Here is a 22,078-nt window from a genome sequence, read left to right as displayed (position 1 = left end):
TAGGAATCGTCTGATGTTCCAGCGCAAGTACGCGATTTATTGTGTTGCTTTAACCCCACCAATGGAAAAGCAACATGAAAAAGCTGTCTCGCACGCTTCTCGCCTTGTCGATCTTCGCTGCCGGTAATGTTCTGGCGGCCGATCCTGTTTCGCCAACCAAGGCTGGCAGCGGCACCATCAATTTCACAGGTACCATCAACAACGATGCCTGCTCGGTCGAAGGCGCCGGCAAGGACAAGACAATCTCGGTCAACATGGGCGAAGTGTCGATCAAGGACATGGGCACCGCCACCGCGCCGAAAGGCAACGGCACCCTGAGCGTCGAAAACTTCGACATGAAGATCAACTGCAATGCCGGGACCAAGGTGGCGATGATCTTCGAACCGACCAAGGGCGCAGGTTCAGGCATCGAAACCGGCACCAAGGTCTTGAAACTAATCGACGGCCTGGGCTCGGCAAAAGGCATCGGCATCGCCCTGCTTGACTCCAACGGCGCGGTGATCGACCTGACATCGCCAACCACCGCGCGGATTGAAAACACCCTGCAAGACAGCAACACCACGCTGAAATTCTCGGCCGCCTACGTGACCACCGTCGATCCGAAACTGGCGGTCGCCGGTCGCGGCGATGCGACCCTGCCGTTCACCCTGCAATACGAATAATCGCGCGATTCATCGAACCAGTGCGGGGCGCAACGGCCCTGCACTTCCCTTCACTTTGCGCGGTAATTGTTCATGTTCCTACGTCATTCCCTATCCCTGTGCGTCGGCCTCCTGGGCCTGTTCGCCGTCAATCAGGCCATGGCCGGCATTTCGTTGAGCAGCACCCGGCTGATTTTCGATGGCAACCACAAAGAAGCCAGCATCACAGTGCGCAACAGCGGTGCAGACGTGTTGGTTCAGTCCTGGGTCGACACCGACAGCGACGAAGCAGGTTCAGCGCCGTTCGCCGTCACCCCGCCTCTGGTGCGGGTCAGCGGCGATCAACAACAGATTCTGCGGGTTATCTACGAAGGCACCGGCATGCCCGGCGACCGCGAGTCAGTGGTGTGGCTGAATGTCCAGGAGATCCCTCAATCTGCGAAAACCGCGAACACCCTGCAACTGGCGGTGCGTCAGCGCATCAAGGTGTTCTTTCGCCCCGCCGGTTTGCCAGACAAAGCCTATCAAGCGCCGACCGAGTTGCGCTGGCGACTGATCGAGCGCGCCGGCAAAAGCATGTTGGTGGTGAACAATCCAGGGCTCTATCACGTATCGATTGCCGATATAACAATGCAAGCGGGCGCCAGCAGCGAAAAGCCATTCGATTCGATGATGATTGCGCCCGGCGAACAAAAAGAGTTCGCACTCAAACAACCCAACGCGGCCAGTTCTGCGCAACTGTCATTCAGCAGCATCAACGACTACGGCGCCCGAAACCGTTATTTCGCGCAACTTTCCGGCAGCGCCGAAGTTAGCGCCAGCCTTGATAAAGAATCGCCATAACTCGCGTGCCGCTTTATCAGCCGCACTTTCACTGTATTTCTCTTCGCTCCGTTAGTTCGTATCGGAGGTGATATAGGGTTCCTGCATGTTTTTTTTAAAGCGCGATGGATTGGCGCCGTTTTCGGTTGCACTGGTCGTCAGCACAACTTGCCTGGCCGATGGCGAAGAACAATTCAATACATCGTTTCTGCAAGGCGCGACGTCTGCCGTCGATCTGCAGACCCTCCTCGCCGGCAGCCAGGTTCTCCCCGGCACTTATCGGGTCGACCTGTATGGCAACGACACCCTGGTCGGCCGTCGCGATATCGATTTTCGCCACCATCCCGACAGCCACAAGGTCGAAGCCTGCCTGACGCTGGACATGCTCAAGCAACTGGGTGTGGATCTTGGCAAGCTGCAGGCCAGCGGCAAACTGGACAGCGCCGCCGCCGACACCTGCCTTGATCTGCCCGCGCTGATCGATCAGGCCACCGTGCGCTATGACGTGCCGCGCCTGCGCTTGCTGGTCAGCGTGCCGCAAAGCGCCATGGAGCGTGGCCGCCGTGGTTATGTCGATCCGGCGCTGTGGGACGAAGGTGTACCCGCAGCGTTCATCAACTATCAGGTGAGCAGCAACCGCAACAGCACCGACGTCGATACCACGATCGCCAATAACGTCGGCCTACGCAACGGCATCAACCTCGGCGGCTGGCGCTTGCGCAACGAGTCCAACTTCAACAGCAGCACCGGTCGGCCGAGCACGTTCAAGAGCAATCGCAGTTATCTGCAACACGACGTCACCGCGCTGAAGGGCCAGTTCAGCGCCGGCGACATTTTCTCTGATGCCGACCTGTTCGACAGCGTGCGCTATCGCGGCGTGAAACTGGCCTCCGACGATGGCATGCGTGCCGACAGCGAGCGCGGTTATGCGCCGGTGATTCGCGGCATCGCACAATCGAGCGCGACCGTGGAGATTCGCCAGAACGATTACATTCTGTACACCGCCAACGTGCCACCCGGGCCGTTCGAAATCAGCGACATATATCCCAGCGGCTCCAACGGCGATCTGGAAATCACCGTCATCGAAGCCGACGGTCGGCGCCGGGTCACGGTGCAGGCGTTTTCCAGCCTGCCGATCATGGTGCGCGAGGGGCAACTCAAGTACAGCGTTTCGGCGGGCCGCTACAACAGCAACAGCGATGATCAGCAATCGCCGGAGTTCGTCAGCAGCACGGTGGCTTACGGTGTCAGCAGCAATTTGTCGGCGATCGTGGGCACCCAGGCCAGCGAAGATTTCCAGGCGTTTTCCGTTGGCGCCGGGCGCAACACTGCGATCGGTGCGATCTCGCTGGACCTGACCCACTCAAGCAGCCGCACATTTGCCCAGACCGTCAAGGGCAACAGCCTGCGCGCGCTGTACGCCAAGACGTTCACCGGCACCGACACCAACTTCACCCTCGCCGCTTACCGCTATTCGACCGAGGGCTATCGAACCTTCAGCGAACATGTCGAGGAGCTGAACAGCGAGGGCCAGAAGCGCACCGGCAACTCGAAAACCCGCACTGACCTGACCGTCAACCAGAGCCTTGGGCGCAACCAGCAGTTCGGCAGTATTTACCTCAATGCCAGTGACCAGCGCTACTGGGGACGAGGCGGTTCGCAAAGCCTGGCGGCCGGTTACAGCAATTATTGGGGCGATGTCAGCTACAACCTCAGCGCGACTTACACTAAGGATGTCGCCAACTATGGGCCGGCGAACAACGACACGTTGTTCAATCTCTCAGTGTCGTTTCCCTTGGGTTCGAAACCCCGCGCGCCACGCGCTTTCGTCTCGGCCAGCTCGCAGAAGGACACCAGCAGTACCCAGGTCGGCATCAACGGCTATCTGTCCGAAGACAGCGACACCTACTACTCGGTACAAGGCGGCAACAGCCGCACCGGCGGCAGCACCGGCTCGGCCAATATCAGCACACGAACGTCGGTGATGGACATCAGTGCCGGTTACAGCCAGGGCCGTGGCTACAACTCGCAGAATCTCAATGTTGCCGGTTCGATTGTCGGTCACGCGGGCGGCATCAACCTCGGGCAGACCGTCGGTGAGACGTTCGCGCTGGCACAGGTCGAGGGCGTTGAAGGCGTGAAGATCGCCAGCTTCTCCGGGGCGAAAACCGCTGGCAACGGTTATGCGGTGGTGTCCAACGCGCAGCCGTATCGGGTCAACTGGATCAGCCTCGACACCCGCGATCTGGGCGGTGATTTCGAAATTGAAAACGCCACCCGGCAAGTGGTACCGCGCCGTGGTGCCGTGGTACTGGCGCGCTATGCCAGCAAGACCGGGCGTCGGGTGCAATTCGCCCTGTTCGATGTGCAGCACCAGCCAATCCCGTTTGGGGCGTCACTGGAAGACGCCGCCGGCAAGCAACTGGCGATCTCCGACCCAAGCGGCAAGGCACTGGCGCTGGTCGCGGACGCCGCCGGCACCCTGACCATCAACTGGCAAGGCCAGCGCTGCGAGGCGTCGTATGCACTGCCCGAGCGTGACAAGGCGTTGAATTACGAGCGCGCATCGTTGGTATGTCGCCCGGATCAAAACTAGGAGCGAGATTGCTCGCGAAGAGGTGTCAGCCGCCCCCTCTCTGCTGGCTGGAAAGCCGCCTTCGCGAGCAGGCTCGCTCCCACATTTGATCGGTGGCAGGCACACATTCATGTCAGCCGCAGATCTCTTTGGGAGCAAGATTGCTCGCGAAGGCCGCGCCTCGGTTCAAGTAAACAGGTGCGCTCTAGAAATCCCGCTTGTAGAAGATGTCCAGCGAACTGGCCACGCCGCTGGCGGCTTCGAGGTAGACCTTTTTGCTCAGTTTGTAGCGCAGGGCGATGGTGTTGGCCGGCTCGAACACGCCGACGCCGTAACGCAGGCTGAGTTTTTCCGAGATGTTGCCGCTGGCCACCACGCTGGTGGTGTTGCCGCTGCCCTGGGTGTCGAGCTGGAAGTCCTGAATGCCCAGGTCACTGGCCAGACTGCTGGTGACCCCGGAACTGCCCATCAGGCCCAGACCAAGCGCCGCCTGCGCGAGCATGTTGTTGTCCTCGCCGGTGGTGCTCAGCGGACGCCCCAGCACCAGATAAGACAGCGCCTGTTCCTGGCTCATGGCCGGTTCCGAGAAGATCTGTGTGGTCGGCTGCTCGGCGCTGCCGCTCAGGCGGATACCGGCGATCACATCATCGGTCTGGCGAATCGCTTCGATGTCCAGATATGGCTGATCGATCGGGCCGGCAAACAGCAGACGCGCGCGACGCACCGTCAGGCGCTGACCATAAGCGCGGTAGCGTCCGTCGTTGAGCCACAGTTCACCGCGAGTATCCATGTTGTCGCCGATGTGCACCTGGCCTTGCAGGTTGGCGGTCAGGCCGAACCCGGCGAAGCTCAACTTGTCCTGGCCGACCACCACATCGATGTCCATTTTCATCGCCAGCGGCGGTTTGCCCTCCTCGGTCTGCGCGCCGACGATGATCGTGTCATCGGAGACTTTCACCGTCGATGGCGGCAGTTCCCGCACAGTGATTTCGCCTTTCGGTACCAGCACCTTGCCGGCAATCGCCAGCTCATCGCCGGCCATGGAAATCTTCAGGTCCGGCGCCACTTCCAGTTTGGCGTAGGGCTCGACCGTCACCGGCAATTGCGTGCCCTTGAGCGCCAGATCCACCACCAGCGCCTGACCCCAGGCGATGTTGCCGTTCAGGCTGCCCTGCCCGCTCTTGCCGCTTTTCCAGCCGCCGTTCAATTGCACGGCCTCACCGGCGATCACCGCTTGCAGTTGCAACGCTTGCAGCTCGATCGGCAACTCCGGCCCGGACACTTCGCCGTCGCTGAGCTGCACGGTGCCGTTGACCAGCGGCGCGAGCAGGCCACCGGAAATCGTGCCGCTGCCGTTCAGGCGCCCAGTGAGTTTCTCGACCATCGGCACAAACGGCCGCGCCACCGACAGATCAAGCCCGCTGAGGCGGAACGAACCACTGACCGGTTTGCTCGCCGGCAGCGGGTTGATCTGCGCCTGCACCATCAACTCGCCAAGCTTGCCGCCGACGAAGTTGAGGTCGGTGTCGATGCGTTTCGGCGTGAGCTTGCTGGTGAGCTTGAGGGTCTGGTACGGGAAGTCCAGCCACTGATCCTTCTCGCGCATGCGCAAGGTGCCGCCGCTGGCATCGATGCTGACCTGGCCGTTCGGGCCGCTGGCCGGCAGGTCCAGTTGCAGGTCGGCGTTGAGCTTGCCCTGCCAGGCGAAATCCTTCGGCAGCCACTGCGCCAGGCTTTCGATCGGGAATTGCTTGAGGTGATAACGCAGCTTCGGCTCCGGCATCAGGCGCTGATCTTCACCGCACAGGCTGGCATTGCCGGACATCCAGCAATGGGCGCCGAAGTTGATCTTGCCGTCGGCCAGCCGTTCGAGCTTGGCCGGGTTTTGCAGCTTCCAGTCCTGGCCGCCGGCCTGAATGTCGCCGCTGGCCAGACGCCCGCGCCAGTTGCCCTTGTCCAGATTGCCGTCCAGACCCAACGCCAGTTTCAGCTTGGGCCCGAGCAGGTCGAGGTTGAGTTTCTGGTTTTTGATATCGCCCTGAGCGCTGGCGGTCAGGGTGCCCAGCGACGTATCGCCGGCCTGGATGCCGCTGCCCTTGAGGTCGATCTTCGCCCGTTGCGCACTGTCGAGGGTGGCGTCGAGGTTGAGGCTTTGCAGGCGATTGTCCTGGAACGCCAGTTGCGAACCTTGCAGGCCGAGCTTGCCCTGCGGCGCCTTGAGCGTGCCGGCGACATCGACCCGCCCGTTGATCTGCCCGCGCAGTTGCGGCCAGAGCTGGGCCAGTCGCGCCAGTTTGATGTCGATCTGCCCGGTGAGCTTCTGTTGCAGGCTGCCCTTGCCGTTGATGCTGTTGTCGCCGAGGCGGATTTGCAGGGCATTCAGATTCCACTGCTCGCCCGCGCCGTCAGCCTTGGCTTGCAGGATCGCCGGTTGCCCGCGCAGTTTGCCCTTCAGATCGAGGTCGGCATTCAGGCTCAGGCGTTCGTTTTTCATTTCGCCTTTGCTCTTCAACGGACCGGCCAGGGTGCCCGGCAACTCCGCAACCCAGTACGCCGGGTTGAGCGCCGACAACTCCAGCGCGGTGTCCCAGGCAATGCCATCGGCGAACTGCACGTTCACATGGCCTTCGGCCTTGCCCTGCCCGGCTTCGAGTTTCAGTTGTGGCAGGAAAATCTGCTTGAGATTGCCGCTGAACGGACTGCTCAGGTTGAACGCCCCCGCTGGGCCATCTGCGGCGGCGGCGAAGTTACCGAGGTACTGACCGTCGGTGTAGGAGACTTCGCCGGTGAAGGTACGCAACGTGACCTGCGGCTCGTCGATTTCCGGATAGAGCCGGTGCCAGGGGAAATCCAGCCAGTTGATATTCGCCTGGGCGGTGAGGCCTTTGCTCCAGTCGACATTGCCGGTGAGCTTGAGGCTTTGCTTGTCGTTGGCCGTCAGATCGAGGCCGGCAATCTGCGCACCGTTGGCGTCGACCTTGCCTTTGAGCAGCAGCGCCACCGGGCCTTTATCGGCAGGCAGCGTCGCATTGCCGAGCAGTTGGTAACCGTTTTTCAGGTCGCCTTCGCCGGTCAATACCAGTTGATTGAATTGCAGGGTATCCGGCAGATCCGCGCTCGGCTTGAACGCCTCCGAGGTGATCCGCACTTTGGCCGGCAGGTTTTCGACCAGCGGTTGCAGCTCGCCGCTCAACTGGCCGTCGAGGTAGCCACGGCTGTCGGCGTGCAGGTTGAGGGTTTTCAGCAGGTCGCCGTCGATTTTCAGCGCCAGCGTCCACGGCTCGGGAGCGGGCGACGGCAAGGTCAGATCACCGGCGATGTTCAGCGGCCAGTTGCCGGTCGGTTGCAACAGGCCGGACAGGTTCAGGCTCAACTCGTCGCGTTGCAGTTTCACACTGTCGATCTGCATGCCCTTGGCAGTCCAGTGCGCCGCCAGTTGCAGGCCTTTCAACGCTTCACTGCCGTTGAACAACAGGCTGCCGACCTGCACGTCGCCCAACTCGATGGTCACGGGCAATTGCAGATCCGGAAGCTTGATCGGGCCGCTTTCGGTGACTTCTTCGCTCGGCGGGAATTGCAGGCTGACGGTGTCGGCCTTGAGCTGCTGGATGCACAACGTCATGCGCGTCAGGCAGAGCGGCGACCATGCGAAGATCGGCTTGTCCAGTTCGACGCGGCTGCTGTCCTGCTGCCACAACAGATGATCGGCGCTCCACTGCCCGCCGAGGCGACCCTGAAAGTTGTCGACGCTCAGGCCCGGCACCAGGCCCAGCACCCAACGGCTGCCGGCCTGCGTTCCGAGCACAGCGGTGATGCTCAATACGATCAGCAGCACCAGCGACAACAGCGCCAGCGCCGATATTTTCAAACCACGCTTCACAGCTCAGGCCCCATGGAAAAGTGCAGCCGGATGCCGCCGTCGTCGTCCAGTGCATGGGCCAGGTCGAGGCGGATCGGCCCCACCGGCGAGACCCAGCGCACACCAATACCGACTCCGGTCTTGAGGTTCGGCAGTTCGAGTTTGTTAAAGGAGTTACCCTGATCGACGAAGGTCGCCACGCGCCACTTCTCGGCAATCGAGTATTGGTATTCGACGCTGCCGGCCACCATGTAGCGCCCGCCGATGCGGTCGCCCTCGGAGTTCTCCGGGGACAGGCTCTGATAGTCGTAGCCACGCACGCTCTGATCGCCACCGGCGAAGAAGCGCAGCGACGGCGGCACCGATTTGTAGCCGTTGGTGGCGCTGCCGCCGACCTGCACCCGGCCGAGCAAGCGATGCTTGTCGAATACGGTGGTCAGGCCCTTGATCAGCGCCGTGCCATAAAGCAGGTTGTTGTCCGAACCGAGCCCTTCTTTCGCCACTTTGCTTTCGAAGGTCAGGCGATAGCCGTTGTGCGGGTCGATGCGGTTGTCACTCTTGAGGTAGGAATAGCTGACGCCGGGCATCAGCAAGGTGCTCAGACCGGAGTCGTCGCCGAGCTGGTATTCCTCACGCTGCCATTTCAACGAGATCACCCGCTGCCAGCCGCTGGGCAGTTTGCTGTGCCATTCCGGGCCGAAGGTCAGCAGCTTGCTCAAGGTGTCGGAACCGTCGATGTCCTCGTATTGATAACCGCCGGCCCAGCGCAGTTTGTCGGTCAGCGGCGGGTCCAGCGGGATGTCGTAGAACAGACCGACGTTCTGCCGTGGCGCCGAGAGTTCGGCCTCCCAGCCATAACTGTCGCCCTGCGGGTTGACCCAATGGCGGGTCCAGTTGGCCTTGATGCGCGGGCCGACGTCGGTGGAATAACCGAGACCCAGGCCCATGGTGCGCGGCTTGCGGGTGTCGAGTTTGACGTCCACCGGGATCACGTCGTTTTTCGCGGCGGTCGGTGCGGCGTCGACCCGTACGCCTTCAAAATATCCGCTCGATTGCAGGTCGCGGTTGAGTTCGGCGATCAGCTCGGAGTCATACGGCTCGCCGGCCTTGAACGGCACCATGCGTTGTAGCAGGTCTTCGTCGAACGGGGTGTCGCCTTCGAAGCTGACCTTGCCCAGCGCATAACGCGGGCCGCTTTCGTAGATCAGTTCGACATCGGCGACCCCGGCGCGTGGATCGACCATCAATTTCTGGCTGGTGAAACGGCCACTGAAGAAGCCATAACGCGAGGCCTGGTTCTGAATCAGGCGCTTGGCGTCTTCATAACGCCCATGGTTGAGCACCGCGCCGGGCTTGAGCACGTCACTCTTGGGGACTCGAAAGGATTTGAGAGAGGCCGCCGGGCCGTCAACACGCACGGTCACGTTGCGCAGGCGGATCGGCTCGCCGGGATCGATGTTCAGCACCAGACGCGGTTTTTCACCGCCCTTGACGTCACTTTCGATCTGCGGCTGGTAATAACCCAAGGCCTGGGCGGCCTTGCGCGCCTGTTCTTCGGCGCCGCGACTGAAGCGCTGCAAGGCTTCTTCGTCACGATCGCCGAGGCTGCCGATATAGCCTTCTATATTGGCCTTGAGTTCATCGTTGGACGGTTTGATCCGCACATCCAATTCACTTTGCGCCAGCGCCGCGCAGCTGCTTAACAGCATGAACACGCCACTGGTAAATCTTCCTGGAAACTTCATAGGCGCGGATGCTATCACGGGCTTGGGAGCGTGATAGAACAGGAAATTCCCCCAAAAGTTCGACGGTCATCCCGTTGCTGTTTGTAATACCTGTGGGTTGGCGTGGAAAAACACGTGCTCGCGTACCGGGCCTACGGCCACTTCGCCGATTTCCTCGTAACCCTGACGCTTGTAGAACTCCAGATAGCGCGGGTTGCCGGTGTCGAGAATCACGCCTTGGGAGCTTTCGTCTACCGCGCACCAGTTGTGCACCGCTTGCAGCAGTTGCTCGCCGAAATGCTTGCCCTGAAATTGTGGATGCACACCGAGCAGCGGCAGCATGTGCACCGAGTCGGTCGGCACGCAGGCTTCAACGGCAGCGTGATATTCCAGATAACGGCGGGTGCAGCGGAAGCCGGTGCTCAGCACCATGCGCAAACGCCAGGCCCAACTTTCGGTAACGCCCAGACGCCGTTGCGGCGGCGCGATCAGGGCGATGCCGATCAAGCGGTCGTTGACCAGCAGGCCGATGGCCGGCAGATCCTGCAGGAAATGCTGTTTGACCAGCTCTCGCACCGTGGCCCGCACCCGCTGCTCGTAACCCGCGCGCTCGGCTTCGAACAGATAAGCGAAGGTCGGCTCGTGGCGATAAGCCTGATAGAGAAGAGATCGCGCTTCACGGGAATAGCCGCGGTCGAGCATGTGGATGTCGGCAACGGCGGTTTGGGTTTCAGGCATGACGGTGATTCTCCCTGGACGGGACTCAAGAGGCCCCGTTCTTGTTATACGAGCCTTGGGCAGAAGGGATCGTTCCCACACCCGAAAGACATTAGCAGCGCATATGGACTACCGCCACGCTGGCCCAGATCCTACATGTCAGCTAGCATCGCCCTTTTGCCAGGACTGCCGACCATGAAGATCGTTTCCTTCAACATCAACGGACTGCGGGCCCGCCCGCATCAGCTGGCGGCGCTGATCGAAAAGCATCAGCCGGACGTCATCGGCCTGCAGGAAACCAAGGTCCACGACGACCAGTTCCCGCTGGATGAAGTGCGGGCCCTGGGTTATCACGTGTATTTCCACGGCCAGAAAGGCCATTACGGTGTCGCCCTGCTCTCGCGCCAGGAACCGATTGCCGTACACAAAGGCTTCGCCACCGATGAAGAAGACGCGCAGCGGCGCTTCATCTGGGGCACATTCGCCGACGCCAACGGCGTGCCGGTGACGATCATGAACGGCTATTTCCCACAGGGTGAAAGCCGCGACCATCCGACCAAATTCCCGGCCAAGCAGCGTTTCTACAGCGATCTGCAAGCGCTGCTGGAAAGCCAGTTCCACAATGAACAGCCACTGGTGGTGATGGGCGACGTCAACATCTCTCCGGAAGACAGCGACATCGGCATCGGCCCGGACAACATGAAACGCTGGCTGAAAACCGGCAAATGCAGCTTCCTGCCGGAAGAGCGCGAGTGGATGGCCCGCCTGAAAAACTGGGGCCTGACTGACAGTTTCCGTCACCTGAACCCGGACGTGACCGACACGTTCAGCTGGTTCGACTACCGCAGTCGCGGGTTTGAAGACGAGCCGAAGCGCGGTCTGCGCATTGATGTGATTCTGGCGTCCCACGGTTTGCTGCCACGGGTGAAAGCCGCCGGCGTCGACTATGAACTGCGCGGGATGGAAAAGCCTTCGGACCATGCGCCGATCTGGCTTGAATTGAGCTGATACCGCAATCAGCTCAAATCGCTGTGGGAGTTCGCTCCCACAGTTTGAGCACTGTCATCTTTCAGCAATCTCACTGACTTAATCTCCCCGGCAATCCCCTTGGCTGCATTCGGTGCCGGCATGACCCTGCGTGTTCTGTTCGTCTTTCTCCTGAGCGCCTGGCTGCAGGTTGCGGTTGCGGCGTTGCCCATTCCCGAGAACGGCCCGGTATTGCGCATCCAGGGTTCCAACACCATTGGCGCGGCGCTCGGCCCGGCGCTGGTGGAAGGCCTGTTGCAAGACCAGGGGCTGTTGAAAGTCCACAGCGAAACCCCGGACACCGCCAACGAACAACGAGTCGTCGGCCTGACGGCCCAGGGCCAGAGGGTCGTGGTGGAAATCGCTGCCCACGGCTCGAGCACCGGTTTCACTGCACTCAAGAACGCCAGCGCCGACCTGGCCGCCTCTTCGCGACCGATCAAGGACAGCGAACTACTGAACCTGCAAGCCCGGGGCGATCTGAAAAGTCCCGACGCCGAGCAAGTCATTGCCATCGATGGCCTGGCGATCATCCTTCATCCCGACAATCCGCTGAATCAATTGAACACCGAACAACTGGCGCGGATCTTCAGTGGCGAGGCGAAGACGTGGGAAGACGTCGGCGGCAAGGGTGGGACGATTCATTTATATGCGCGGGATGATCAGTCCGGCACCTACGACACCTTCAAGGAACTTGTTCTCAGCCGTCGCGGGAAATCCCTGAGCAATGCCGCGAAACGGTTCGAATCCAGCGAGCAGTTGTCCGACGCCGTGAGCGCCGATCCACAAGGCATTGGCTTTATCGGCCTGCCCTATGTGCGCCAGGCCAGAGCCGTGGCGATTGTCGACGGGCAATCCCAGGCGATGTTGCCACTCGCCAGCCTGATCGCCACCGAAGACTATCCGCTGTCGCGGCGGTTGTTCTTCTATCTGCCGCCCGACAACAACAATCCCTGGGCCAAGGCATTGGTGGAGTTTGCGCAGAGCCGCCGGGGTCAGGCGATTGTCGCGGCCAACGGTTTTATTGCCCAGACCGTGCAGGCCATCGCCGTCACACCGAATGCGCTGATGCCCGAGGGTTATCAATCCCTCAGCCGGCACGCCCAGCGTCTGACCGTGAACTTCCGTTTCGAAGAAGGCAGCGCCAGCCTCGACAACAAGGCCCGTCAGGATCTGGCCCGGGTGTTCGACTATATAAAGCACCACGACAAGACCGACCGCGCGGTAACTCTGGTGGGATTCGGCGACGCCAAGGACGACCCGGCGCGGGCGGATTTGCTGTCGAAGCTGCGGGCGATGGCGGTCCGCCGGGAGTTGGTGAAGAACGGCGTGGTGCTGCGCGAGGTGCGCGGGTTTGGCGCGCTGATGCCGGTGGCGACCAACAGCGGGGATGAAGGCAGGATCAAGAATCGGCGGGTTGAGGTTTGGGTTTACTGAATCTGGTGTTGATGCGTTGCGGGCACTGACGCCATCGCGGGCAAGCCCGCTCCCACAGGTTTTTCTGGTGTTCACGACAATGCGTTCACCGGAGATCCCTGTGGGAGCGGGCTTGCCCGCGATGCTGGCGACGCGGTCTTAATGACCGCTACGCAGCATTTCCTTCGGCACATACTTGCCGATCTCGAACTTGCCGATCGCCGCGCGGTGCACTTCGTCCGGGCCGTCGGCCAGGCGCAGGGTGCGTTGCATGGCGTACATGTAGGCCAACGGGAAGTCGTTCGACACCCCGGCCCCGCCATGAATCTGAATCGCCCGGTCGATCACCCGCAACGCGACGTTCGGTGCCACGACCTTGATCTGTGCAATCTCGCTCTTGGCGACCTTGTTACCCACGGTGTCCATCATGTACGCCGCTTTCAGGGTCAGCAGGCGCGCCATGTCGATTTCCATCCGCGAGTCGGCAATCTTGTCGACGTTACCGCCCAGACGCGCCAGCGGTTTGCCGAATGCAGTGCGGCTCACGGAACGTTTGCACATCAGTTCCAGTGCGCGCTCGGCCATGCCGATCGAACGCATGCAGTGGTGAATCCGGCCTGGGCCAAGGCGACCTTGTGCGATTTCGAAGCCGCGTCCTTCACCGAGCAGGACGTTTTCGTACGGCACCCGCACGTTGTCGAACAGCACTTCGGCGTGGCCGTGGGGCGCGTCGTCGTAACCGAACACCGGCAGCGGACGGAGGATCTTCACGCCGGGAGTGTCGACCGGTACCAGGATCATCGAGTGCTGAGCGTGACGCGGAGCGTCGGGGTTGCTCAGGCCCATGAAGATCAGGATCTTGCAGCGCGGATCGCAGGCCCCGGAAGTCCACCATTTCTTGCCATTGATGACCCACTCGTCGCCATCACGCACGGCACGGGCGGCCATGTTGGTGGCGTCGGAGGACGCAACGTCCGGCTCGGTCATGGCGAATGCCGAGCGGATCTCGCCGCGCAGCAGCGGTTCGAGCCAGCGCTGTTTCTGTTCTTCGTTGGCGTAACGCACCAGCACTTCCATGTTGCCGGTGTCGGGGGCCGAGCAGTTGAACGGCTCGGGACCGAGCAGCGAACGGCCCATGATTTCCGCCAATGGCGCGTATTCGAGGTTGGTCAGGCCGGCGCCGAGTTCCGACTCAGGCAGAAACAAATTCCACAGACCTTCGGCCTTTGCCTTGGCCTTGAGTTCTTCCATGATCGCCGTCGGCTGCCAGCGATCGCCTTCGGCAACCTGCCGTTCGAACACGGCTTCGGCCGGGTAAACGTAAGCGTCCATGAACGCGGTCACGCGCTCACGCAGTTCTTGCACCTTGGGCGAATAAGCGAAATCCATGAGCAATTACCTTTTTTCGGCAGGTTGTTTAAGTCATGCAATCGATGCTAGAACAGCGTTGATAATTTACCTAGCCTATTCTCGGCGTGTATAAACATTCATCACCGATATATGATTGGTTGATTTTCCTGGCCGCCCTGACCCGCGCCATCCATCAATAACAAGCATCTATAACAAGAGAGCCGCGTAATGAATCTGAGCAAGGTCGACCTCAACCTTTTCATCGTCTTCGACGCGATCTACACCGAAGCCAACCTGACCCGCGCCGGGCAGATTGTCGGCATTACCCAGCCGGCGGTGTCCAACGCCTTGGCGCGGTTGCGCGAGACCTTCAACGACCCGCTCTTCGTACGCACCGCCCAAGGCATGGTGCCGACGCCCATGGCGCAGAACATCATCGGCCCGGTGCGCAACGCGCTGTCGCTGCTGCGGGTGTCGGTTCAGGAAAGTCGCATTTTCAACCCTTCGCAAGCGGTCAAGACTTACCGCATCAGCATGACTGACCTGACCGAAGCTGTGATTCTGCCGCCGCTGTTCCAGCGCCTGCGTCGTCTGGCGCCGACGGTGATTATCGAAAGCTTCCTGTCCAAACGCCGGGAAACCACCAAGGAACTGGCCGCCGGGCGTCTCGACTTTGCCGTGGATGCGCCGCTCAACACCGACCCGCAGGTGCGCCACGTCAAGCTGATGGAAGACCGTTACGTCTGCGCCATGCGCAAGGGCCATCCGCTGGCGACCAAGGAAAAATTCACCCTCGACGATTACCTGTCGCTGACCCACATTCATATTTCCAGCCGGCGCAGTGGCCTGGGCCATGTCGATCTGGCGCTGGGCAAAATGGGCATCCAGCGCAAGATCGCCCTGCGCTCGCAGCACTATCTGATGGCGTCCCAGGTGTTGCAGCAAACCGACATGGTGATGACCGTGCCGGAACGTTTCGCTCGGCGCCATGACCTGCATGCGTTCAATCTGCCGGTCAACGATGTGCCGCCGGTGGAAACCCATTTGTACTGGCACGAAAGCACCGATCAGGACCCGGCCAACCGCTGGATGCGCGAGCAGATGATCGAGCTGTGCCAGCAAGTGACGGCCCATGAGAAGAAGCTCGACAAGCTGCAGGCGCCCGCTACTTGACGTAAACGTCAACCTGCCATTAGCTTAGCGCCAAGACCCTTCTTCGAGCGCTTTCATGAGCAGCCAGACCTACAGCATTTCCGACCTCGCCCGCGAGCTGGACATCACCACCCGGGCGATCCGTTTCTATGAAGAACAAGGCCTGCTCAGCCCCGAGCGCCGAGGCCAGGAACGCATCTATTCGCCGCGCGACAAGGTCAGCCTGAAGCTGATCCTGCGGGGCAAGCGTATCGGTTTCTCCCTGGCCGAGTGCCGCGAGCTGATCGAGCTCTACGACCCCTCCAGCGGTAACACCAAACAACTCAACAGCATGCTGGCGAAAATCAGCGAGCGCCGGGCACAGCTTGAACAGCAACTGCTGGACATCGAACAGATGAAGCTGGAACTCGACACCGCCGAAGAACGCTGCGTGCAGGCGCTGGAGCAGACGCTCAAGAGTCAGCAATCAGTTCAGTAATCCAAATAAATCCCACACGGGGTTCCGCAGGAATTCAAAGAGCAGGTCAACGCCATGTCCCTCCCCTCCCAAGTACGCCTGATCGAAGTCGGCCCGCGTGACGGCCTGCAGAACGAAGCCCAGCCAATCAGCGTCGCCGACAAGGTGCAACTGGTCGACGCCTTGAGCGCTGCCGGCCTCGGCTATATAGAAGTCGGCAGTTTCGTCTCGCCCAAGTGGGTGCCGCAGATGGCCGGTTCCGCTGATGTATTCGCGCAGATCCAGCGCAAGCCCGGCGTGACCTATGGCGCGCTGGCGCCGAACCTGCGCGGTTTTGAGGATGCGCTGGCCGCCGGGGTCAAGGAAGTCGCCGTGTTTGCCGCCGCGTCCGAAGCCTTTTCGCAGCGCAACATCAATTGCTCGATCAGCGAAAGCCTGGCGCGGTTCGCGCCGATCATGGAATCGGCGAAACAGCACGGCGTTACCGTGCGCGGTTACGTGTCCTGCGTGCTGGGCTGCCCTTATGAAGGCGAGGTCGCCCCGGAACAAGTGGCCATGGTCGCCCGCGAGCTGTACGCGATGGGCTGCTACGAAGTGTCGCTGGGTGACACCATCGGCACCGGCACTGCGGGCGCCACCCGCCGACTGTTCGAAGTGGTCTCTAAGCAAGTGCCGCGAGAGAAACTCGCCGGCCACTTCCACGACACCTACGGCCAGGCCATGGCCAACATCTACGCCAGCCTGCTGGAAGGCATCGCGGTGTTCGACAGCTCGATCGCCGGCCTCGGCGGCTGCCCGTACGCCAAAGGCGCCAGCGGTAACGTCGCCACTGAAGATGTGGTGTACCTGCTCAACGGCCTGGGTATCGAGACCGGCATCGACCTCGACGCCTTGATTGCCGCCGGCCAGCAGATCAGTGCCGTGCTGGGTCGCCCGACCGGTTCGCGCGTGGCCAAGGCTCGCAGCGCACAGTGAGGGGATGGTGTTACCGCTGAGCGCGAAGCGTGGGCACAAGCGAGTAACACGGAAACAAATTGTCTGGTTTTGCCTGAAGGACAAATCCTTCAAAAATCTCAAGCCCTTGATTTACAAGGGCTTTTAAAAGTTGGCACGGCTTCTGCTATCTCTATGGCATAACAAGAATAAAAAGCAGCAAACCAATAAAAATAAGACGTACCGACTCTGACATAACAAAAACAACACGGCAGAGACGCAGCTAACAGATTTTTTTGGAGAAGGTGTGCTTTTCAGGGTATTCCTCGGAATGACCCGCAACCGGGCAGAGAACAATAAAACTACCTTCAGGTAGCTCCCGAATCGGTTGGATCGCTTAGCGAGAAAGCAGATCAGCGCTCAAAAAAATACGTTTGCTCTTGACCCCGGATGGGGGTCGCCAAAAACAGCGGTAAAGGGCCACGGTTGCCAAAAACAACAACAGACCGCCCCTCAATAATAAAAAAGAGCACGCGACGACAAAATTAAAGGGGAGCTTCGGCTCCCCTTTGTGCTTCCTGTGATTTCTGTTTTCACCGCCCCTCCCCTTTGTGGGAGCGGGCTTGCTCGCGAATGCGTCAGGTCAGTCAACATGCTTGCTGAATGGCACACTGCATTCGCGAGCAAGCCCGCTCCCACATTCGATCTTTGTCAGGTCTGGTTTTCGCGTAATTCTTCGATACTGATCTCACGCATCCGGAATTTCTGGATCTTGCCGGTCACCGTCATCGGAAACTCCTCTACGAACTTGAAATGACGCGGCGTCTTGAAGTGGGCGATGCGCTCCTTGCACCACGCTTGCAGTTCTTGCTCGGTGGCGCTGTGGCCGGGATGGAATTTGATCCAGGCGACGATTTCCTCGCCGTAACGCGAGCAGGGAATGCCGATCACCTGCACGTCCGCCACCGCTGGATGGGTGAAGAAGAACTCTTCCAGTTCGCGCGGGTAAATGTTTTCGCCGCCACGGATGATCATGTCCTTGTTACGCCCGGCGATGCACACGTAACCCTCGTCGTTCATGCTCGCCAGGTCGCCGGTGTGCATCCAGCCCGCCGCGTCGATGGCTTCGGCGGTCGCATTCGGGTTGTTCCAGTAGCCGAGCATCACGCTGTAGCCACGGGTGCACAGTTCGCCGATGGTGCCCCGTGGCACTGGGTTGCCGGCCTCGTCGATGATTTTGCTTTCGAGTTGCGGCTGGGTGCGGCCGACGGTGGTGACGCGCAGCTCCAGTTCGTCGGATGGTCCGGTTTGCAGCGAGACCGGGCTGGTTTCGGTCATGCCGTAGGCGATCTGCACTTCGCTCATGTGCATTTCGTTGATGACCCGGCGCATCACCTCGATCGGGCAGGTGGCGCCGGCCATGATCCCGGTGCGCAGGGTCGACAGGTCGAACTCGGCACGTTGCGGCTGATCGAGCATGGCGATGAACATGGTCGGCACGCCGTACAGTGCGGTGGCCTTTTCTTCGGCGACGGTGCTCAGGGTCAGCAGCGGATCGAAGGCATCGTTGGGATAGATCATGGTGCTGCCGTGGGTGATGCAGCCGAGGTTGCCCATGACCATGCCGAAGCAGTGATACAGCGGCACCGGGATCACCAGCCGATCAACAGCTGTCAGGCCGAGGCTTTCGCCAACCATGTAACCGTTGTTGAGGATGTTGTAGTGACTGAGGGTCGCGCCCTTGGGAAAACCGGTGGTGCCGGAGGTGTACTGAATGTTGACGGGCTGATCGAAGTGCAGACTGTCGCTGCGTTCACGCAATTGTGCTGGCGAGACACTGGCGGCCAGATCTGCCAGTTGCGACCACGGAAGAAAACCCGAAGGCGGCTGCGGATCGAGACTGATCAGACCGCGCAGTTCCGGCAGGCGCTCACTGCGCAGTTCGCCGATGGATTGCTCGGCCAGTTCCGGAAGCAAGCCTTGCAACATGCCGTGATAGTTGGAGCTCTTGAACGCCCCGGCGCAGACCAACCATTGGCAGCCGGATTGCTTGAGCACGTATTCGAGTTCGGAGCTGCGGTAGGCCGGGTTGATGTTGACCAGGATCACGCCGAGCTTCGCGGTGGCGAACTGAGCGATGCACCACTGCGCGCAGTTCGGCGCCCAGATGCCAAGTCGGTCACCGGTCTGCAAACCCAACGCCAGCAGCGCTCTGGCATGCACGTCTACCGCGTCGGCCAGTTGCCGCCAGGTGTAACGCAGCTGCTGATGGCGCAACACCAGCGCCTCGCCGTCCGGGTACTGCGCGACGGTCTCGTCGAACTTCTGCCCGATGGTCATCGCCAGCAAGGCTTTGTCCTGGGAACCACGGGTATAGCTGCGCAGCGGGTTTGCACTGGGTTGATCCATGACGACCCCTATTGTCTTTATTAGTGGGTGTTGGAACGGAGCCACGGCAGCTCCGACCATTCAGAACTGGCTCTACTCTCGCTCAAGTTGACGTTAACGTAAAGGGCGATTGACAGCCATTCGTCACAGGCTTACGTTAACGTAAAGGTGAGAACTGAAACGCCCTTCTCCCCACCCTACAAAAAAGCCAAAAGGTGCCCCATGAGCTACCCATCCCTGAACTTTGCCCTCGGTGAAACCATCGACATGCTGCGCGATCAGGTTCAGTCCTTTGTCGCCAAGGAGATCGCCCCGCGTGCCGCGCAGATCGACAGCGACAACCTGTTCCCGGCCGATCTGTGGCGCAAGTTCGGCGACATGGGCCTGCTCGGCATCACCGTGCCGGAAGAGTACGGCGGTGCTGGCCTGGGTTACCTGGCGCACGTCGTGGCGATGGAGGAAATCAGCCGTGGATCGGCTTCGGTGGCGTTGTCCTACGGCGCCCACTCCAATCTCTGCGTCAACCAGATCAACCGCAACGGCAACCACGAACAGAAAGCCAAATACCTGCCAAAACTGATCAGCGGCGAACATGTCGGCGCTCTGGCGATGAGCGAACCGAACGCCGGTTCCGACGTGGTCTCGATGAAATTGCGCGCCGATAAGCGCGGCGACCGTTTCGTGCTCAACGGCAGCAAGACCTGGATCACCAACGGTCCCGACGCCAACACTTACGTGATCTACGCCAAGACCGACCTGGAAAAAGGACCGCACGGCATCACCGCATTCATCGTCGAACGTGACTGGAAAGGCTTCAGCCGCAGCAACAAGTTCGACAAACTCGGCATGCGCGGCTCCAACACCTGCGAGCTGTTCTTCGATGACGTCGAAGTGCCGGAAGAAAACATTCTCGGCGTGCTCAACGGCGGCGTGAAAGTGCTGATGAGCGGTCTCGATTACGAACGCGTCGTGCTGTCCGGCGGCCCGACCGGGATCATGCAGTCGTGCATGGACCTGATCGTGCCGTACATCCACGATCGCAAGCAGTTCGGCCAGAGCATCGGCGAATTCCAGCTGATCCAGGGCAAAGTCGCCGACATGTACACCCAGCTCAACGCCAGCCGCGCGTACCTCTACGCCGTGGCCCAGGCTTGCGAGCGCAACGAAACCACGCGCAAGGACGCCGCCGGCGTGATCCTCTACACCGCCGAACGTGCCACACAAATGGCCCTTGATGCGATCCAGATTCTCGGCGGCAACGGTTACATCAACGAATTCCCGGCCGGTCGTCTGCTGCGTGACGCCAAGCTGTACGAAATCGGCGCCGGCACCAGTGAGATCCGTCGCATGCTGATCGGTCGCGAACTGTTCAACGAAACCCGCTAAACGGAGCTGTTCATGGCTATCCTGCATACCCAGCTCAACCCTCGTTCAGCGGAGTTCGCCGCCAACAGCGCGGCGATGCTCAAACAGGTCGACGCCCTGCATACCCTGCTCGCCCAAGTGGCCCAGGGCGGCGGCGCGAAAGCTCAGGAACGTCACACCTCGCGCGGCAAACTGCTGCCGCGTGAGCGGATCAACCGCTTGCTCGATCCGGGCTCGCCGTTTCTGGAAATCAGTCAGTTGGCCGCCCACGCTGTGTATGGCGAAGACGTGCCGGCCGCTGGCGTGATTGCCGGGATCGGTCGCGTGGAAGGCGTCGAGTGCATGATCGTCGCCAACGACGCGACCGTGAAAGGTGGTTCGTACTATCCGCTGACCGTGAAGAAACACCTGCGCGCCCAGACGATCGCCCAGCAGAATCGCCTGCCGTGCATCTATCTGGTGGACTCGGGCGGCGCCAACCTGCCGCGTCAGGACGAAGTGTTCCCGGATCGCGAACACTTCGGGCGGATCTTCTTCAACCAGGCCAACATGAGCGCCATGGGCATTCCGCAGATTGCCGTGGTCATGGGCTCCTGCACCGCCGGCGGCGCCTATGTGCCGGCGATGGCCGACGAAGCGATCATGGTGCGCAATCAGGCGACGATTTTCCTCGCTGGCCCACCGCTGGTGAAAGCCGCGACCGGTGAAGTGGTCAGCGCCGAAGACCTCGGCGGGGCCGATGTGCATTGCAAGATTTCCGGGGTCGCCGACCATTACGCCGAAAGCGACGAGCACGCCCTCGCCCTCGCCCGCCGCAGCGTCGCCAACCTCAACTGGCGCAAACTCGGCGAAGTGCAGCAGCGCGCGCCGATTGCTCCGCTGTACGCTAGCGACGAGTTGTACGGCGTGGTGTCGGCGGACGCCAAGCAGCCGTTCGATGTGCGCGAAGTGATTGCGCGACTGGTCGACGGTTCGGTGTTCGATGAATTCAAAGCGCTGTTCGGGACGACGCTAGTGTGCGGCTTCGCCCATCTGCACGGCTACCCGATCGCGATCCTCGCCAACAACGGCATCCTGTTCGCCGAAGCCGCGCAAAAAGGCGCGCACTTCATCGAATTGGCCTGCCAGCGCGGCATCCCGCTGCTGTTCCTGCAGAACATCACAGGCTTCATGGTTGGCCAGAAATACGAGGCCGGCGGCATCGCCAAGCACGGCGCCAAACTGGTGACCGCCGTGGCGTGCGCCAAGGTGCCGAAATTCACCGTGATCATCGGCGGCAGCTTCGGCGCCGGGAACTACGGCATGTGCGGGCGGGCCTACGATCCGCGTTTCCTGTGGATGTGGCCGAACGCGCGGATCGGCGTGATGGGTGCCGAACAGGCGGCGGGCGTGCTGGTTCAGGTCAAGCGCGAGCAGGCCGAACGCAGCGGCCAGGCGTTCAGTGCCGAGCAGGAAAGCGAGATCAAACAACCGATCCTCGACCAGTATGAAGAGCAGGGTCACCCCTACTACTCCAGCGCACGACTGTGGGACGACGGCGTCATCGACCCGGCACAGACCCGCGATGTACTGGCCCTGGCCTTGTCCGCGTCGTTGAACGCGCCTATCGAACCGAGCCGCTTCGGCGTGTTCCGGATGTGATCGGGAGAACCT

Annotated in this window: 15 protein-coding genes; 10 read left to right on the top strand and 5 right to left on the bottom strand. The window is 61.0% G+C overall.

Annotated elements, in window-relative coordinates; all coding sequences use genetic code 11:
• The first annotated feature begins 74 nt into the window (after positions 1–74).
• From CAG25_RS23770 to CAG25_RS23760, 3 genes are all read left to right on the top strand, one after another.
• A complete protein-coding gene (locus CAG25_RS23770) occupies positions 75–662 on the top strand; it encodes a fimbrial protein (RefSeq protein WP_011334439.1) in 588 nt (195 codons plus the stop codon).
• Between the two features lie 72 nt (positions 663–734).
• Positions 735–1,484, top strand: a complete 750-nt coding sequence (locus CAG25_RS23765; protein ID WP_085612683.1) for a molecular chaperone — start codon at positions 735–737, stop codon at positions 1,482–1,484.
• Positions 1,485–1,569: 85 nt separating this feature from the next.
• The gene (locus CAG25_RS23760; protein ID WP_085612684.1) at positions 1,570–4,059 is read left to right on the top strand and encodes a fimbria/pilus outer membrane usher protein; all 2,490 of its coding nucleotides are present in this window, start codon (positions 1,570–1,572) and stop codon (positions 4,057–4,059) included.
• Between the two features lie 184 nt (positions 4,060–4,243).
• Here CAG25_RS23760 and CAG25_RS23755 read toward each other — a convergent pair whose 3' ends face one another.
• The 3 genes from CAG25_RS23755 to CAG25_RS23745 all read right to left on the bottom strand — a co-directional run bounded on the left by CAG25_RS23755 (position 4,244) and on the right by CAG25_RS23745 (position 10,359).
• Positions 4,244–7,918, bottom strand: coding sequence for a translocation/assembly module TamB domain-containing protein (locus tag CAG25_RS23755; RefSeq protein WP_085612685.1), 3,675 nt, complete (start codon positions 7,916–7,918; stop codon positions 4,244–4,246).
• Entirely contained in the window at positions 7,915–9,642 is a 1,728-nt protein-coding gene (locus CAG25_RS23750) for an autotransporter assembly complex family protein (RefSeq protein WP_085612686.1), read from the bottom strand. Before CAG25_RS23750 ends, CAG25_RS23755 begins: the two co-directional genes overlap by 4 nt.
• 66 nt (positions 9,643–9,708) lie before the next feature.
• Positions 9,709–10,359, bottom strand: a complete 651-nt coding sequence (locus tag CAG25_RS23745) for an N-acetyltransferase (RefSeq protein ID WP_085612687.1) — start codon at positions 10,357–10,359, stop codon at positions 9,709–9,711.
• Positions 10,360–10,533: 174 nt separating this feature from the next.
• Between CAG25_RS23745 and xthA the strand changes: the two genes are divergently transcribed.
• Complete coding sequence (xthA, locus tag CAG25_RS23740; RefSeq protein WP_085612688.1) at positions 10,534–11,346, top strand: exodeoxyribonuclease III; 813 nt, start codon at positions 10,534–10,536, stop codon at positions 11,344–11,346.
• Between the two features lie 120 nt (positions 11,347–11,466).
• Positions 11,467–12,801 (top strand): substrate-binding domain-containing protein, encoded by a 1,335-nt coding sequence (locus CAG25_RS23735; protein WP_085612764.1) that lies wholly within the window; start codon positions 11,467–11,469, stop codon positions 12,799–12,801.
• 138 nt (positions 12,802–12,939) lie between these two features.
• Here CAG25_RS23735 and CAG25_RS23730 read toward each other — a convergent pair whose 3' ends face one another.
• Positions 12,940–14,169, bottom strand: a complete 1,230-nt coding sequence (locus tag CAG25_RS23730) for an acyl-CoA dehydrogenase (RefSeq protein WP_085612689.1) — start codon at positions 14,167–14,169, stop codon at positions 12,940–12,942.
• 189 nt (positions 14,170–14,358) lie between these two features.
• On the opposite strand from CAG25_RS23730, the gene CAG25_RS23725 reads away from it, so the two are divergent.
• Genes CAG25_RS23725 through CAG25_RS23715 form a run of 3 tightly spaced genes read left to right on the top strand, consistent with a single transcriptional unit; the run spans position 14,359 to position 16,714 of the window.
• Positions 14,359–15,303, top strand: coding sequence for a LysR family transcriptional regulator (locus CAG25_RS23725; RefSeq protein WP_011334997.1), 945 nt, complete (start codon positions 14,359–14,361; stop codon positions 15,301–15,303).
• A gap of 55 nt (positions 15,304–15,358) precedes the next feature.
• Positions 15,359–15,760 carry a MerR family DNA-binding transcriptional regulator gene (locus tag CAG25_RS23720; RefSeq protein WP_011334998.1) on the top strand — a complete coding sequence of 134 codons (402 nt, stop codon included), beginning with the start codon at positions 15,359–15,361 and terminating at the stop codon, positions 15,758–15,760.
• 54 nt (positions 15,761–15,814) lie between these two features.
• Positions 15,815–16,714, top strand: a complete 900-nt coding sequence (locus tag CAG25_RS23715) for a hydroxymethylglutaryl-CoA lyase (protein WP_007951509.1) — start codon at positions 15,815–15,817, stop codon at positions 16,712–16,714.
• 669 nt (positions 16,715–17,383) lie between these two features.
• Here CAG25_RS23715 and CAG25_RS23710 read toward each other — a convergent pair.
• On the bottom strand, positions 17,384–19,081 hold the full coding sequence (locus tag CAG25_RS23710; protein WP_085612690.1) for an AMP-binding protein: 1,698 nt from the start codon (positions 19,079–19,081) through the stop codon (positions 17,384–17,386).
• 201 nt (positions 19,082–19,282) lie between these two features.
• Between CAG25_RS23710 and CAG25_RS23705 the strand changes: the two genes are divergently transcribed.
• Positions 19,283–20,446 carry an isovaleryl-CoA dehydrogenase gene (locus CAG25_RS23705; RefSeq protein WP_039767508.1) on the top strand — a complete coding sequence of 388 codons (1,164 nt, stop codon included), beginning with the start codon at positions 19,283–19,285 and terminating at the stop codon, positions 20,444–20,446.
• A 12-nt stretch (positions 20,447–20,458) separates the two neighbouring features.
• A complete protein-coding gene (locus CAG25_RS23700; RefSeq protein ID WP_085612691.1) occupies positions 20,459–22,066 on the top strand; it encodes a carboxyl transferase domain-containing protein in 1,608 nt (535 codons plus the stop codon).
• The last annotated feature ends 12 nt before the right edge of the window (positions 22,067–22,078 follow it).

Source organism: Pseudomonas sp. B16(2017), assembly GCF_002113205.1.
Classification (GTDB): Bacteria; Pseudomonadota; Gammaproteobacteria; order Pseudomonadales; family Pseudomonadaceae; genus Aquipseudomonas; species Aquipseudomonas pharyngis.
The sequence above is the reverse complement of the archived record's forward strand: the minus strand, read 5'-3'. Positions and strand labels throughout refer to the sequence as shown.